The sequence below is a fragment of the Sediminibacterium sp. TEGAF015 genome, from assembly GCF_025997995.1.
In the GTDB taxonomy this organism is placed as follows: domain Bacteria; phylum Bacteroidota; class Bacteroidia; order Chitinophagales; family Chitinophagaceae; genus Sediminibacterium.
Map to the genome: position 1 here is coordinate 1,822,072 of NZ_AP026683.1, position 16,490 is coordinate 1,838,561.

General features: G+C 39.7%; 13 protein-coding genes. 5 read left to right on the forward strand and 8 right to left on the reverse strand.

Going from position 1 to position 16,490, the window contains the following annotated elements; translation table 11 throughout:
- Nucleotides 1-3: 3 nt before the first annotated feature.
- The 3 genes from TEGAF0_RS08230 to TEGAF0_RS08240 all read right to left on the reverse strand — a co-directional run bounded on the left by TEGAF0_RS08230 (nt 4) and on the right by TEGAF0_RS08240 (nt 6,464).
- Entirely contained in the window at nt 4-2,433 is a 2,430-nt protein-coding gene (locus tag TEGAF0_RS08230) for a bifunctional YncE family protein/alkaline phosphatase family protein (RefSeq protein ID WP_264897635.1), read from the reverse strand.
- Nucleotides 2,434-2,508: 75 nt separating this feature from the next.
- Nucleotides 2,509-3,090: a hypothetical protein gene (locus TEGAF0_RS08235; RefSeq protein ID WP_264897637.1), complete on the reverse strand. Its 582-nt coding sequence runs from the start codon at nt 3,088-3,090 to the stop codon at nt 2,509-2,511.
- An 11-nt stretch (nt 3,091-3,101) separates the two neighbouring features.
- Nucleotides 3,102-6,464 carry a methylmalonyl-CoA mutase family protein gene (locus TEGAF0_RS08240; protein ID WP_264897638.1) on the reverse strand — a complete coding sequence of 1,121 codons (3,363 nt, stop codon included), beginning with the start codon at nt 6,462-6,464 and terminating at the stop codon, nt 3,102-3,104.
- A 114-nt stretch (nt 6,465-6,578) separates the two neighbouring features.
- Between TEGAF0_RS08240 and TEGAF0_RS08245 the strand changes: the two genes are divergently transcribed.
- Entirely contained in the window at nt 6,579-7,514 is a 936-nt protein-coding gene (locus TEGAF0_RS08245; protein WP_264897639.1) for an aldose 1-epimerase, read from the forward strand.
- Here TEGAF0_RS08245 and TEGAF0_RS08250 read toward each other — a convergent pair.
- Complete coding sequence (locus TEGAF0_RS08250; RefSeq protein WP_264897641.1) at nt 7,509-7,895, reverse strand: RidA family protein; 387 nt, start codon at nt 7,893-7,895, stop codon at nt 7,509-7,511. The genes TEGAF0_RS08245 and TEGAF0_RS08250 overlap by 6 nt on opposite strands.
- Nucleotides 7,896-7,969: 74 nt before the next feature.
- On the opposite strand from TEGAF0_RS08250, the gene TEGAF0_RS08255 reads away from it, so the two are divergent.
- From TEGAF0_RS08255 to TEGAF0_RS08270, 4 genes are all read left to right on the forward strand, one after another.
- Entirely contained in the window at nt 7,970-8,575 is a 606-nt protein-coding gene (locus TEGAF0_RS08255; protein WP_264897643.1) for a 3-hydroxyacyl-CoA dehydrogenase family protein, read from the forward strand.
- Nucleotides 8,576-8,578: 3 nt separating this feature from the next.
- Entirely contained in the window at nt 8,579-9,286 is a 708-nt protein-coding gene (gene tsaB / locus TEGAF0_RS08260) for a tRNA (adenosine(37)-N6)-threonylcarbamoyltransferase complex dimerization subunit type 1 TsaB (RefSeq protein WP_264897645.1), read from the forward strand.
- Nucleotides 9,287-9,361: 75 nt separating this feature from the next.
- Nucleotides 9,362-9,697 carry an ArsR/SmtB family transcription factor gene (locus tag TEGAF0_RS08265; RefSeq protein WP_264897646.1) on the forward strand — a complete coding sequence of 112 codons (336 nt, stop codon included), beginning with the start codon at nt 9,362-9,364 and terminating at the stop codon, nt 9,695-9,697.
- A 24-nt stretch (nt 9,698-9,721) separates the two neighbouring features.
- On the forward strand, nt 9,722-11,134 hold the full coding sequence (locus TEGAF0_RS08270; protein WP_264897649.1) for an MBL fold metallo-hydrolase: 1,413 nt from the start codon (nt 9,722-9,724) through the stop codon (nt 11,132-11,134).
- Here the strand turns inward: TEGAF0_RS08270 and TEGAF0_RS08275 are convergent.
- The 4 genes from TEGAF0_RS08275 to TEGAF0_RS08290 are packed head-to-tail and all read right to left on the reverse strand — an operon-like array spanning nt 11,126 to nt 16,485.
- Nucleotides 11,126-12,007 (reverse strand): lysophospholipid acyltransferase family protein, encoded by an 882-nt coding sequence (locus tag TEGAF0_RS08275; RefSeq protein ID WP_264897651.1) that lies wholly within the window; start codon nt 12,005-12,007, stop codon nt 11,126-11,128. The two genes, TEGAF0_RS08270 and TEGAF0_RS08275, sit on opposite strands and share 9 nt — an antisense overlap.
- 45 nt (nt 12,008-12,052) lie before the next feature.
- Entirely contained in the window at nt 12,053-13,651 is a 1,599-nt protein-coding gene (nadB, locus tag TEGAF0_RS08280) for an L-aspartate oxidase (RefSeq protein WP_264897652.1), read from the reverse strand.
- Nucleotides 13,652-13,671: 20 nt separating this feature from the next.
- Nucleotides 13,672-15,690 carry a (E)-4-hydroxy-3-methylbut-2-enyl-diphosphate synthase gene (gene ispG, locus TEGAF0_RS08285; protein ID WP_264897654.1) on the reverse strand — a complete coding sequence of 673 codons (2,019 nt, stop codon included), beginning with the start codon at nt 15,688-15,690 and terminating at the stop codon, nt 13,672-13,674.
- Between the two features lie 18 nt (nt 15,691-15,708).
- Nucleotides 15,709-16,485 carry a penicillin-binding transpeptidase domain-containing protein gene (locus TEGAF0_RS08290; RefSeq protein ID WP_264897655.1) on the reverse strand — a complete coding sequence of 259 codons (777 nt, stop codon included), beginning with the start codon at nt 16,483-16,485 and terminating at the stop codon, nt 15,709-15,711.
- Nucleotides 16,486-16,490 lie beyond the last annotated feature (5 nt).

The window sequence follows — 16,490 nt, forward strand, 5'->3', positions numbered from 1 at the left end:
TGACTAATCCTTGTCAGCTTTTTCTATCGGCTTATAAAAAGCAGCACGCTTTGGTCCGGGGAATGGAATATGATCTCCTTTTAGTCCATGCCACAATACTTTATTAAATTCAAGATCGGGCACATCATCTTCCTTGGCCAGACTAAAAGCCTCAGAACGGCGCTGCCATTCATTTCTGGCAGTGTTTCGGTCTTTCAGATCCACTTTTGGCAATACAGAGGTAAAATGCGTAAGATCCGGCGTTGAGGTAAAACAACGCCACATTGGTGTTGCAGCTGCGTCGTATTGACTCATTGGAGGCATACCCAGAATTAGTTCCATGGTTCTTAGCGCAGAGGAAGTACTGTACATGGTATGATCTACAAATCCACGTTTTACAAAACCTCCTGCAACAAATGCGATACTTCTATGTGCATCAACATGGTCTGCACCATTCTGCGCATCATCTTCTACAATAAAAACAGCGGTCTCTTTCCAGATTGGGCTCTTACTTAAATATTCAACAAAAAGTCCAACTGCATAATCATTGTCTGCCACATGAGCATAAGGAGTTGGTCTGCCTAGCTTTAAGCCTTCTGTATGGTCATTCGAAAAACGGATAGAATTAAACTGTGGTACTTTATTGATAGTCAGCAAAGAATCAAAATCTTTTTTCCATTGGAAAAAACGCGTTGTATCCATCACTGAATTATTATAGCCCGTAAAGTATTTACAAAAGTTTCCTTCCAGCACCGGAATATTGGCCTTATAGTTGTCTACAAATTCACCATAGCTTCTGAAACTAACACCAGCACGCTTGGCATGATCCCAGAAAAATCCGCCTTTATTATTGGCAACTTTCCTGTTCCCTTCGCCATCATAACTACCCCCTCTTCCTCCATAACTGCTTACCCAGCTTTTCTCCAGAAAATCTGTGGCATATGCACCCATCGTCCAGTTATGTCCATCCATGCTAACTTCTCCATCTACATAAAAGTTATCGAGCAATACAAAACTTCTGGCAAGAGCATGTTGGTTAGGCGTAATATTTTCACCAAACAAAGTAAGTCTGGGATCACCATTTCCTTCCTTTACATCACCTAATACCTGATCGTAAGTTCTGTTTTCTTTAATCACATAAAACACATATTTGATCGGACTTTTCTCGCCTACTTTTCTTGGAATAGGATTTCCAGCCTCCCCTTTTGCCAACTGCTCCTTTACCTTGTTATAAGGCGTGTTCTGATAAACAGCTTGTGAATACACACTCATTTGCTTTGGTGTTGGCATGTTAATAATACTCATACTACCCATGAACAAACCAGCAATATATTCTACACCTATAGGTTTATTTGGATCGCCTTCGTGATGCAAAACAATTTGCTTATTAGCAAATGGATTAGGTCCGTATACATTGGCTTTGGAAGAAAAGCCTTTCCCATTGGCAACAAATATTTTATTACCTACCACTTTTACATTGGTTGGATACCAGCCCACCGGTATAAAGCCTTTACTCTTGCTGGCAACTGGTACCGTTACATCATACACAGCCAAACAGTTATTATCTGCATTGGCTACAAAAAGTGTTTTTTCGTCTGTACTTAACGCCAGTCCATTGGTGGTAGACCCATTGGGTGCATCAGGATACAATGCAACATTTAATACCTCCACCACTTTAAACTCTTTTGTATTAATCACTGAAACAGAATTGTCATTGGCATTAGCTACATATAGTACAGATCCTTTTTTATTCAGTACAATTTCATTTGGGTTGTCTCCTACTGAAACAGATGCAGTTATTTTTCTTTCACTGGTATTAAACTGATAAATTTTGTCGCAGCCCCAGCAACTGATATAAAGAAAACGATTATCTGGTGATAAAACACAGGTATAGGCTTCCCCTTCGAGCGCCTGCTTAAATAGTATTTGCTTGGTCAATAAATCAACAATGTAAAGCTGATTATCTTCTCTGGTTACTATATACATCCATTGCCTAGCATGGTCTATAGCAATTCCCGCAGGACTTATTTTATTCGGCCATTTTTTCCCAAGAACTATTGAATCAATTAAAGTCAGTTTTTTATTTTCAACTGAAAAAATTTCAATTCGGTTATTATGTCCACCGGAAGCATAGAGCTTTTTTTCATCTTTGCTAAACGCCAGACCATACCAGCTTCTTTCAATGATTTTTGTGTCAAGTATTTTTTCTGCAACAGGGTCAATTAATTGAATACTCTGTACCCCCTGACCATTATTGGTTACAGCCATCAACTGCTTTGATGGGCTAACCACTATATTTAATGGCAAATCTCCCAATGGTAAACTTCTACCTACAGGAGTCAACCCCCAACCGTTGGGTAACATTACTTTTTTATCCAACAGTTGCTGAACAGTTTGAGCTGTAGTTAACTGAAAAGTAAAAAGGGCAAGGCCAATACAGAATAATCTGAACATAGTGCAGTCTTTAGTAGCTAAAGGTACACTTCTGTTTAAAAGAAAAAACGGCTTATCAATTATTTAATACACAAACTACTGCTTGGCAAACTCGTAGCTCCTTACCGGTTTAAAAGTCAGCATACCGCGTTCACCAGGCACTACTCTGTACTGAATCTGACGGTACATACCCGTTCTTTGCGCACCAACAGAATCTGCCGTGAATACAGGGAATCTTCGCATTAGTGTTCCTTCCATTAGCATGTATGTGTCAAATCCCTTATAGCCGGTTCTTAATTTTGGATCATCTACAATATCTGGGAATCCAATTCCTGCAAAAGTCTCATTCTTCACAGAAGACACACCAACAACCGTTCCCTTCTCGTCATTTCCGTTGAGATAAATATAAATGACCATATCAGGAAATAAGTCCCCGTTTAAATCGTCTACTTCTGCTTTACGGATTCTTCCCTTTACTTCAAAGCTAACGTCCCTGGCGCCACTGCTAAACCCAATTGGACTTACGGTAACATAGTTTTTTTCATCGTTTTTGTTGTTGCATACCAATTTGAAACCAACATTTCCCAACTTCATTATGGTATCAATTTTGCGATGCTGAGCATTCAGGTTGGTCAAGCCAAAGCACAGAATTAATAGGCCTACAATCATTTTTTTCATCATGATTCAATTTACATATTTCTGCGATATTGACCACCCACCTGATACAAGGCATTCGTAATTTCTCCCAGAGAGCAATATTTAACCGTCTCCATCAATTCTTCGAAAAGGTTTCCGTTGGTAATGGCTACCTGCTGTAGTTGAAGAAGTGCCGCTTTGCTCTTTCCTTCATTGCGAAGCTTGAATGCCTTCAGATTTTGGATTTGCTGTTCTTTCTCTTCTGTAGTGCTTCGGATAACTTCACCCGGCAATACAGTAGGACTTCCCTTTTTATTCAGGAAGGTATTCACCCCAATTAATGGTAATTCACCGGTATGTTTTTTGGTCTCGTAATAAAGACTTTCTTCCTGAATTTTGTTTCGCTGATACATTCTCTCCATAGCTCCCAGTACACCTCCTCTTTCAGAAATTCGTTCAAACTCAATTAACACTGCTTCTTCTACCAGATCCGTTAATTCTTCAATGGCAAAACTTCCCTGAATAAAGTTCTCTGTGTTGGCTGTACCAAGCTCACGGTTAATAATCAACTGAATAGCCATCGCTCTTCTTACACTCTCTTCTGTAGGTGTAGTAATGGCTTCGTCGTACGCATTGGTGTGCAAACTATTGCAGTTATCATAAATAGCATACAATGCCTGCAAAGTAGTTCTGATATCATTAAAATCTATTTCCTGCGCATGCAAACTTCTTCCACTGGTTTGAATATGATATTTCAGCTTTTGTGAACGATCGTTCCCCTTGTACTTCTGCTTCATGGCCTTGGCCCAGATTCTTCTGGCAACTCTTCCAATCACACTGTATTCCGGATCCATACCATTACTGAAGAAGAAAGAAAGATTCGGCGCAAAATCATCAATATGCATGCCTCGGCTAAGATAATATTCTACAAATGTGAAACCATTAGCCAATGTAAATGCCAGCTGCGTAATTGGGTTGGCTCCAGCTTCTGCAATATGATATCCGCTAATACTTACACTGTAAAAATTTCGAACCTTCTGATCAATAAAATAAGCCTGAACATCACCCATTAGTTTTAGGGCAAACTCAGTAGAAAAAATACAGGTATTCTGTGCCTGATCTTCTTTTAAAATATCAGCCTGTACTGTTCCTCTTACTTGTGAAAGCGCTTCCGCTCTTAGTTTTGCATATATATCTGCGGGCAATACTTCATCCCCACTCACCCCCAACAATCCAATGCCTAAACCATTGTTTCCTTCCGGCAAACGCTCTGGCAAGGATGGATTATAATAAACCGGTCTTGGCATTTTATTGAACTTGGCAGCAATGATGGCGTTCACTTCTTCCCACTTATTATTCGCCGTTATCCATTTTTCGCACAACTGATCTATAGCTGCATTCATAAAGAACGCCAATATGATTGGAGCAGGACCATTAATAGTCATACTCACCGAAGTTTTAGGATCACAAAGATCAAAACCGCTGTATAATTTTTTAGCATCATCTACCGTAGCAATACTTACCCCGCTATTTCCTACTTTTCCATAGATATCAGGACGTAAATCAGGATCTTCTCCATACAAAGTAACACTATCGAATGCTGTTGATAAACGGATTGCAGGCTGTCCTAAGGAAACGTAATGGAAACGTTTATTCGTTCTTTCTGGTCCACCTTCTCCTGCAAACATTCTGGTAGGATCTTCACCCTGTCTTTTCAATTCAAAAACACCTGCAGTGTATGGGAACTGACCTGGGATATTTTCCTGTAACTGCCATCTTAAAATATCTCCCCAGTCTTTGTATCTGGGTAATATTACTTTGGGAATTCTGGTACCACTTAAAGACTGTGTAGTTAAAGACTGTCGGATGGTTTTATCCCGAACGGTGTATTCAAAATAATCTGCCTGGTATTTTTTTACCAATTCAGGCCAGCCCTCAAGCAGTTGTTTACAATCCGGATGTAATGCCTGTGCAAAGCTATTGGCAATAAGCTGCAACTCAACAGTAGAAGCTGCATTGGCAGGTAATGATTGGATGGTGCCATGTACCTGATACCACTTGGAAGCAATAACACATTGCTCATTTGCCCACTCATTATAACTACGGTTAGCATCTGCAATTTCAGCAAGATATCTAACACGCTTTGCAGGAATAATCTGCGCCCTGGTTGTAGTTTCCGTTAAGCCTGTATGAATAGCAGACTCTGTAGAAAAATAAACACCGCATTTATCTTGAATTGCCTGCACAATTTTTCCAAACAGTTGATTAATTCCACTATCATTAAACTGAGCAGCAATGGTTCCTACTACAGGAAGATCTTCATCTGCAGCAGTCCACAACTCGTGATTGCGTTTGTATTGTTTTCTTACATCATGTAATGCATCCAATGCACCCGCTTTATCAAACTTATTGATGCAGATGATGTCTGCATAATCCAGCATATTGATTTTTTCTAACTGCGAAGCAGCTCCATATTCAGGTGTCATCACATACAAACTCACATCGCAGAATTCCAGAATAGAAGCGTCACTTTGTCCTACACCTGCAGACTCAAGAATCACCATATCAAATCCTGCCATTTTGCAGATATTAATTGCTTCCTGAACATGTGCACTTAGTGCAGTATTGTCGTCACGGGTAGCCAGACTTCTCATGTAAGCTCGATTATGTGCAATGGCATTCATTCGGATTCTATCTCCCAGCAAAGCACCACCGGTTTTTTTCTTGGAAGGATCTACAGAAATAACTGCAATGGTTTTATCTGTATAATTATTGAGGTATCTTCTCACAATTTCATCTGTAACAGAACTTTTACCTGCACCGCCGGTTCCGGTAATACCTAACACAGGAACAGATCCAGTATCAACACCCAAATCAGCAACTTCGATCTGCCCAAGATTTTCTGCGATGGTAATTTTACGGGCTATGCTTCGAATGTCTTTGGCTTCACCCAGATTCATCGGACTATTGGTATTGGCAGGCTTATCCAAGGCAAAATCACATTGTTGTAATACATCTTCAATCATTCCCTCCAATCCCATTTTTCTTCCATCATCAGGACTATAGATACGGGTGATTCCATAATGATGTAATTCTCTGATTTCCTCTGGAAGGATAGTACCACCACCGCCTCCGAATATTTTTATATGACCACAACCATTTTGGTCAAGTAAATCTTTCATGTATTTAAAAAACTCAACATGTCCTCCCTGGTAACTGGTAATGGCAATTCCCTGCACATCTTCTTCAATGGCACATTCCACAATTTCTGCTACACTTCTGTTGTGCCCCAGGTGGATGATTTCAGCCCCTTTCGATTGCAAAATTCTTCGCATGATATTGATAGCTGCATCATGTCCATCAAATAAACTCGCTGCTGTAACAATCCTAACTTTATTCTGTAAAGTAAAAGCCATATCTGTCCTTTTAAATTGGCGCAAAAATACTGCAATAATGCAAGGGGTGAACAGTTGTTAGTTTTTTATTTAAATAAAAAGAACAGTTTTGGATTATCTTAACAGCAAAAAAATATGCGATTTTCAGCTACTGTTTCAGCGCTTCAATCAGAGCCAGTTATTCAATTAGCAGACAACAACAATCACTGCAAGGCTGAAATCTATGCATTTGGCAGTATTCTGAACCATTTTAGCATTCAGATAGAAGGTAATTCAGTTAACTGTATTGATGGATTTGAATCGCCTCAACAGGCAGCCCGCGACATTAGAGGGGCATTTAAAAGCGCTAAAATCAGTCCTTTCGTTTGCCGTTTACACAAAGGAACCTATACATTCAATCAAGAAAATTATACTATACAGAAGAACTATTTGAATGAGCATGCCCTGCATGGTTTATTGTATGATGCCCACTTTACAATCGATCAAATTCAGGCAACCGAAAAAGAAGCACAGGTTACATTAAGCTATCATTACAAGGGAACAGATGCAGGCTATCCTTTCCCTTTCCAGATGCAAATTATCTGGACATTGTCTGATAAACATCAATTACGCGCAACAACCAGAATAATCCACCAAAATCAAGTGGCCATTCCTTATGCTGATGGTTGGCATCCTTATTTTAGTCTAGGAGGAAAAGTAGACGACTACCAGTTGCAATTTGATGCTGACACTCAACTTGAATTTGATGAAACGCTTATCCCAACCGGCAAAAAACTAGCAGATACCCGATTTCTTACACCAAGATCACTGGAAGGTATTTTTCTTGACAATTCCTTTGTATTAAAAGAAAACGGATCCTGTACGCTATATTACAACTCATTAAAATTAACGGTAACACCTGATGAGGCATACCCCATATTACAAGTATACACACCACCTCACAGAAACAGTATAGCAATTGAAAATTTATCCGGCGCACCGGATAACTTCAACAACCAAATTGGCTTACTCAACTTAGTACCCAATAAGTGGTATGAATTCACTACCGCTTTTCAGCTAAGCAGTTTATAAATCAACAACGGCAGTCATAGAAATTTCTACATTCACGCCACGTGGTAACCCTTTCACAGCAACGGTTTCCCTGGCAGGATAGTCCCCTGTAAAATAAGAACCATATACCTCATTTACTTCAGCAAACAAAGACATATCGCTTAAGAAGATGGTTGTTTTAACTACATGTTCAAAAGAAAGTTTAGCCTCTTTCAAAACTGCTTCAATATTTTTCATCACCTGATGCGTTTCTGCAGAAAGACTATCTTGTACCAGTTCACCTGTTGCAGGATTAAAAGCAACTTGTCCGCTTAAAAAAACGAACCCGTTGGCTTTGATGGCTTGATTATAGGGCCCGATAGGCGCTGGAGCTTGACTGGTTTTAATCACTTGCTTTGACATATAATTCATTTGAAGAGGCAAATTGGTGATTTTTAATCAACCTGCCAACCTAAATTTGTACACCAATACATTGTATGCATATTTTAATTCACGGCACCCCGGAACAGGTTGCTGCTTTTACAAAAAAACTGAATACTTCAGTCCACAAAATCACTGTTTTCCAAGGAGAAGATACCTCCATTCCTGAAGCAGATATATATATTGATGCTCTTTTTGAAGACAAAGGACCTGTTTTTAATTCGATTAAACACAAGCCGGTTTTGATTAACGGAGTAACCATCAACACAGATGGGTTAGGCAACAATGTAATAAGGTTTAATGGCTGGGGAGGCTTTATAAGTCAGGAGAAACTGGAAATTGCAGGAAACGAAAACAGTATTTCTGCTGCTGCAGAAATCTTAGCTGAAGCCGGGATTCAAACCGTTATTTCAGCTGACAGCTGTGGAATGATTGGGCCCAGAGTGGTTGCGATGATTATCAACGAAGCCTTTTTTGCATTGGCTGAAAATATCAGTACACAAACTGAAATTGATACTGCAATGAAATCAGGCACTAACTATCCTTATGGTCCGTTTGAATGGTGCGAAATCATAGGTATCGAAAAAGTGAAGAACTTACTTCATCTATTAAGTAAAGAAAACAACCGTTACCAGATTGCACCTGCACTTCAAAAAAACTAAACTATGGCGCTACTGCTACATATTGATACAGCAACTACCTATGCAGGTGTATGCATTAGCGAGAATGGACATTTGTTAGCTACACGGTCGCATGAGGCACAGAAAGATCATGCCAGTTTTTTGCAGCCCGCAATAGAAGAAATGCTTTCTGCAACTGGAAAAAAGCTGCATCAGTTAGATGCAGTAGCTGTAACAGGTGGGCCTGGCAGTTATACAGGTATCAGAGTAGGGCTTGCCTCGGCAAAAGGCATTTGTTTTGCCCTCAATAAACCACTTATCATCATCAATACATTGGCAATTATTGCACATGCAGCAAAAGCTTCTCTTGGGGTAGAAGAACTTGAAAAAGATGCTGTTTTCTATCCCATGATTGATGCCAGAAGAATGGAAGTTTTTGCAGGCACCTACAACTATGAGCTATTAGCAACGGCTCCCCCCAGTCCAATCATCTTAAATCAAGCCTTTGTGGACCAATTAAATTGTCATTCTAAAGTAATTTTTTGTGGAGATGGGGCACAAAAAATTCAGCAATTTACTCTACCAAAAAACTATACTATTTCGAGTGCACAACATTCTGTAAATCATATGGTTGCACTTGCGGATAAGGAATATTCAGCAAATAATTTTGCTGATTTGGCCTATTCTGAGCCAATTTATGTCAAGGAATTTTATCAGGCGAATGCCCCAAAAGCCAGCACTACAGCAAACTAATACATACAACTACACTGTATAGTTTACAAATTGACTAACTTTGTATTTGTCAATTACCCCCAATATTACAAAGACATGAATCCAACAATTCAATCCATCCTATTAACAAATGGAGAGGAGCCTGTTAAGGTAGACTTCCTGCAGGCAAAGAAGGCATCTTTGATCCTTCGCTCCATTAATCACAAGCTACGACAGCAAATCATCAAACTATTAGACGAACACAAAAAGATGACTGTTACCGAGCTTTATGTTAAACTACGCCTAGAACAATCCGTTGCTTCCCAGCATTTAGCCATTTTAAGAAGGGCAGGAATTGTGAGTACCACCCGCGAGGGCAAATTCATTTATTATTCTGTTAATTATACGCGACTAAACGACGTAGTAGCTTTTGTGAAAGCATTGGTAGATTAATTACCTTTGCCACAAAACCACTGCATGTTTATTAAACAATTGTATACCGGTTGTATTAGCGAAGCTGCGTACTATATTGAAAGCAATGGAGTAGCTGCCGTAATTGACCCTTTAAGAGATATTGAACAATACATTGAATTGGCTAACGAAAGAAAAGCCAGTATCCGGTATATTTTTGAAACTCATTTTCATGCAGATTTTGTTAGCGGGCATATAGACCTTGCAGCAACAACTGGTGCTACAATTGTGTATGGTCCCAATACAAAAACAAATTATCCGGTTCATGTTGCAAAAGATCAGGAAGTGTTTACATTAGGTGAACTTAGTATTCAGGTGTTACATACACCCGGACATACGCTGGAAAGCAGCTGCTATTTATTGAAAGATAAAGCCGGGAAAGACATAGCTGTATTTACCGGGGATACCTTATTTGTAGGTGATGTGGGCAGACCTGATTTAGCCCAGAAGACCAATGAGATAACGATGGAAGACCTAGCAGGAATGTTATACGATAGCCTGCATGCTAAAATAATGCCATTAGCAGATGAGGTGGTTGTATATCCGGCACATGGTGCAGGAAGTAGCTGTGGCAAAAGTTTAGGGTCTGAAACCTTTAGTACCATTGGTATTCAGAAGGCAACCAATTATGCTTTACAGGCAGAATCTAAGGAAGCATTTATCAAAGCAGTTACTGAGGGATTGGGAGCGCCGCCCGCATATTTCCCCATCAATGCTAGCATTAACCGCGAAGGATATAGCAGTCTGGATTCTTTGCTAGAAAAAGGACTACAACCTTTATCTGTTGAAGCATTCAAGGCGCAAATCAACGAAAACACCATTATTCTGGATAGCAGAAATCCAACAGACTTTACCATGGGCTTTGTTCCCGGATCAATTAATATTGGTTTAAATGGAAGATATGCAGAATGGGCAGGAAGTCTGCTATCTTTTGAAAGCCCCATTTTATTGGTAGCAGAACCAGGAAAAGAAAAAGAATCTCTAATCCGATTAAGCAGGGTTGGCTTCGAAAAAATTTCCGGCTATTTATCTGGTGGGTTTGCAGCCTGGCAGGATGCAGGAGAAAACATTGACATGATTATTGATGTGGAAGCTGATGAACTGGCTATGGATATGCCTTTTGATGACAACCTGGTAATTGTAGATGTGAGAAGGGAATCAGAATATGCCAATGAGCACGTAAAAGAAGCTATTAATATTCCACTCGATCAGTTAACGGATCCGGGTAGTATGGCCAATCTGGAAGAACAGTTCAATATATATATTCATTGCGCAGGTGGATACAGAAGTGTAATAGCTGCATCAATGATAAAGCGCCAGGGCATACACAATATCCGCAACGTGGTTGGCGGATTCGATGCCATCAAACAATTGTCTGGGAAATTTAAATTTGAAAAAACAGAAGCAGCATTAAACTAACAAATGTGCATGCTTTGCAGCATCGTAAGTAAACTTCCATCTTCGGTGGCTCCAGAGATAATTGGCAGGTTTTAGCCTTATGGCAGCTTCTACTTTTTGAGCAAAGATCCGGGTGAGTTCACCATCTTTAAAGCTGCGAGGGTCTTGTGTAATCAGTTCAAAGTGAATCTGATAATAACCTCTTTTAACCTTATAGAAATGACAAAATACAACATGGGTATCATTCATTTTAGCCCCCTTCTCAGGTCCAGGAATAAAAGGGGTTAATCTATTGAAGAATGGAACCCAATGGGCTTTCAGGTCACTGGGTGGATTCTGGTCTGCAGCCAGACCCAATGCATAGCGATCCTTTACGTAACTATGAAACTGATTTTTAAAATGTTTGGTAGGAATTAAAATGGTACCATTGATGGCACGCATATTATAAATAATCCTATCCATCGTTTTATTTGATAAAGGCTGATAAACGCCAACAAAAGGAAATTTACTGTGTAGGGGTAACCACCGATTCAAATATTCCCAGTTAAAAAAATGTCCGGCCAACAATTGTACATTTTTACCGGAATCATAGAGCGCATTCAACACTTCAATATTCGCACCCATTCTCTTGTTCAGTGTGCTATTACTGATGGATATCATTTTAATGGTTTCTACAATAGTATCAATAAAGTTGTGGTAAAAATCCTTTGCAATTCTTTCTCTTTCCTTATCCGATTTTTCGGGAAATGCAATCTGTAAATTGTGAAAGACTACTTTTTTTCTGTACCCTATCAGATAATACACCACTACATATAAGCCGTCTGCTATCAGATACATTACTCTCCAGGGCAATAAAGATAATAGATAAAAAAGGGGGTATATTATATAATACATGGTGTAAATGAATGTGTAGAAATAGGATATTCCAATTACCGTTATTTATAGAATGATATTCTGCAAAATAAAACTCTTTTCCTGATGATCGGTATTGTAGTGCAATCCCCTGCTCTCTTTACGGAACTGCGCTCCTTTTACAATCAGGTATCCCACAGTAATTAAATTTCTTAATTCACAAAGCTGAGGAGATACTTTGGTAGAACGATACAACTGTTCTGTTTCTTCAAACAAAAGGTCGAGTCTTTTCATAGCCCGACTCAAACGAACATCTGTTCTTACAATACCTACATAATCACTCATAATTTGCTGAAGTTCTTTCAGACTTTGCGTAATTAGGATCATTTCTCTTGGCTCAGCAGTACCCAATGCATTCCAATCGGGAAGTTGATTCATAAATGGCAACTGCGCTATTTTTTCACAGGAATCAATAAAACAACGATGCCCGAATACCATTGCTTCCAACAAACTATTACTAGCTAAGCGATTGGCACCATGCAACCCTGTACTTGCGCATTCGCCACAGGCATATAAATTACGGATTGAGGTTCTGCCCCATTCGTCGGTTTTAATCCCCCCGCAACTATAATGCGCAGCAGGTGCAACCGGTATCATTTGTTGCATTACATCAATACCTATTGACAAACATTTCTGATAAATATTTGGAAAGTGATGGATAAATTTTTCCTTATCCATATGTCTGCAATCCAGGTAAACATATTCCGTACCTGTTCGCTTCATTTCATTATCGATAGCCCTGGCTACAATATCTCGCGGAGCAAGGTCTTTTCTGGAATCATAACGCTCCATAAAAGCCTCTCCTGATTTATTTCTCAGAATACCACCGTCCCCTCTAACTGCTTCCGTAATTAAAAATGAAGGAGATATCCCTGGTTCATATAAAGCAGTAGGATGAAACTGAATAAACTCCATGTTCTCTATCTTCCCCTTGGCTCTGTATACCATGGCTACCCCATCGCCTGTTGCAATTTTTGGATTCGTTGTAGTGCGATACGCCTGACCACAACCTCCGGTTGCTAACAGCGTAATTTTAGCCACAATTTTTTCAATTTGGTTGCTTTGCAGATTCAGCACATAAACGCCATAGCAGGTTATATCGAGGGTCGATTTTGTTACCAGATATCCTAGATGATGCTGTGTAATCAAATCCACCACAAAACAGTGATTCAGCAATTGAATATTGGGTAGTGTAGACAGCTGAGAAAGCAATGCTCTCTCCATTTCCATTCCGGTTACATCCTTGTGATGCAGAATTCTGTTCTCACTATGACCGCCCTCTTTTCCTAAACTATAAATTCCTGAATCGTCCTTATCAAATGCCGCCCCGTATTCAATGATTTCTCTGATTCTTTCTGGTCCTTCTTTCACAACAATTTCAACAATCTGCTCATTGCACAATCCATCTCCGGCAATCAGTGTATCATCAATATGCTTGCTAAAACTATCTCTTGTTTCATCCCACACACCAGCAATACCTCCCTGAGCATATTTGGTGTTGGTTTCATCTGTTTGTGTTTTGGTAATAACGGTAATGATTCTTTCAGGATATTGCTGTGCTACTTTTAATGCATAGGTTAGTCCGGCAATACCAGAACCTATTACCAAAAAATCAGTTTGTATCATACCCTTGATTGATTGCTCCACTAAGCTGGTTCTACCCAGGCACCGTGTTCTTTTAGCAAATTGATTAATTCAGTTACGGCAATTTCACTGTCGATGTTTCGCTTCATGATATCTTTGCCTTTATACAAAGTAATTTTACCTACTCCGCTTCCCACATAGCCAAAATCGGCATCTGCCATTTCACCAGGACCATTTACAATACAGCCCATGATAGCAATTTTAATGCCTTTAAGATGATTGGTAACTTTCCTGATTTTAGCAGTCGTTTCCTGCAAATCAAATAAGGTTCTTCCACAGCTGGGGCAACTAATATATTCTGTTTTGGATATTCTGGTTCTGGTTGCCTGCAGAATACTGAAGGCCGAAGAATTAATAAACTGTTCAACTGATGTATTGCTTAAATAGTTCCTTCCAGAGGTAGACAATTCTTCTTTCATTTGATGCGCATAACTGTCTGCGTGCATTCCTAAGCAGATGCCATCTCCAAAACCATCCAATAACAAAGAGCCGGTTTCAGTAGCAAAATGGATCAGGTGTTCATCTACCGTATTCCAGTTACTATCTGTAATAAGCAATACGGGATTCTTGATATTTTGTACCATTAGTTCCATCATCATTCTTCTGACAGACTGTACTGCATTGCCATTGGTGCTACTCAAACAAAGTACTACCGACAAATCATTGGCAAAGTCTGACAAAAAACTATAATCATTAATGGGTGTTGCATCGTTAAAGCAGTCAATCATCACAAAGTTGATACCCTCACTTTTTTGAGTAGCAGTTGCAAAGCCAGCTCTGTCGAATATGGGGAAATAACTTTTCTTGTCTTCTACCTGCGCATACGTTGCCGGATATACAATCACTTTCAGGGTTCCTGGCAAAGCAAAGTCCAGAAGTTGATGACCAGTGAAAATATAGTCGGCAGCTGCATCCCCAATAGCCCATTTGTCGGTTATTGGATCGTATTGATAACCGATTGCTTGAAGATGTTCGGGGGTTATATTTCCAATCTTACTAAAATCTGCAACAACAACGGGCACCTGATTCCCGCCGATATTATTTACTGCAAAAGTTTTTCTTCTGGTATAGTGAAACGGATCATACGGCAATCTGTCAATATCAGGTAAAATACCAGCTGTTACGCCTATTCTATTGGCATAATCGTAACGCTTTACCAGATCCCTACAAACCGGAATCTCTAGTTCAGGATCTTCTGTTAAACTTACGCGGATTGTATCTCCAATGCCATCTTCCAACAAGGTTCCAATACCTGCGGCACTCTTTACACGACCGTCTTCTCCATCACCCGCTTCGGTTACGCCTAAATGCAAGGGATAACACTCCCCAAACTCATTTTGCATTTGTTGTATTAACAAGCGATAAGCTTGTACCATCACCTGAGGGTTACTGGCTTTCATGCTCAGAATAATATTGTGATAATCTTCTGCACGCGCAATTCGTAAAAACTCCATGGCACTCTCTACCATCCCGATGGGGGTATCTCCATAGCGACTCATGATTCTGTCACTGAGTGATCCGTGGTTGGTACCAATTCGCATGGCAGTACCATGCTCCTTGCAGATTTTCACCAAAGGAGTGAACCGTTCTCGGATGCGTTCAATTTCTTCCAGGTATTCCGCATCGGTATAATCTATTTGTTCAAACTTCTTTTTGTCTACATAATTACCCGGATTCACGCGTACTTTTTCTACAATTCTCGCTGCAATTTCCGCGGCATTCGGTGTAAAATGGATATCTGCAACCAAGGGAGTATTGTACCCTCTTTTGCGCAATTCATTTTTTATATTCAGCAGATTCTCTGCTTCTTTTTTGGAAGGTGCAGTAATTCTAACCAATTCAGCTCCTGCTTCTATACAACGAATGGTTTGTTCAACTGTAGCCATGGTATCCATGGTATCAGTAGTTGTCATTGTCTGAACCCGAATAGGGTGTCCATTACCCAGCAATAAATCCCCAATTTTTACTTCCCGGGTTTTCAGCCTTTTATATTCTGTAAGTGAATGACAGTATTGTTGCATAAAAATGTTTCGTTCGGTTTATCTTTTTCCCTCAAAGAATCCCTGATTCATTAAAATTTTTCTGAGCAATTCTTTTGATGGCTGACTTATCGGGCTATTTGAAACGCCTTCCATGTTCAAAACAAAGAAATAGGGATGTTTGTTCTCCTCAATCCAGCCTGCTATCCATGCCAGCTGTTTTCCGTTTTCAAGGACCGTTATTCCATCCGTATAACTCAACTGATAATTGGCATTGGATTCCTGCAACATCATTTTTCTAACAATCTCATGGCTTCTCTTCTGAAAAGGTAACTGATTAAAAAACAAACGTTTCACCAAACCTAGTTGCTCATCTGCAGTCACTTTCAAAGTATTGTTCAGCCAGAAACTATCAATTGATTTACCAATTTGATGATTCCCGTACGAGAGGCTATCCAGCCAGAATTGAAGCGTATCTTTTCCCATCCTTCTGCTCACTTCCTGGAAATAAGGAGTCTCTGCTTTTTTAAAAGCAGTTTCCATGGTAACCGCTGTGTCTAACTGTATGACCATATGCTCATCAGCAACCACCCCTGTTTCCAGTGCTACCAGAGATTGTACAATATTGAAAGTGGCAGCAGGTGAAAACGCAGAATCCTTGTAACGGTTTAAGTTGAATATGGTAAAATCACCCGTTCCATTGTTAAATAAGGCAAAGCTTCCTTTAACGCCAGCAGAATCAAAATACTTACCCAATTCATTGTTTACCTGAACATTATTCGGAGAGCAGGCATTTAGTAAAACACCCATCAACAGTACACCAATAAAATTTTTCATTGTTC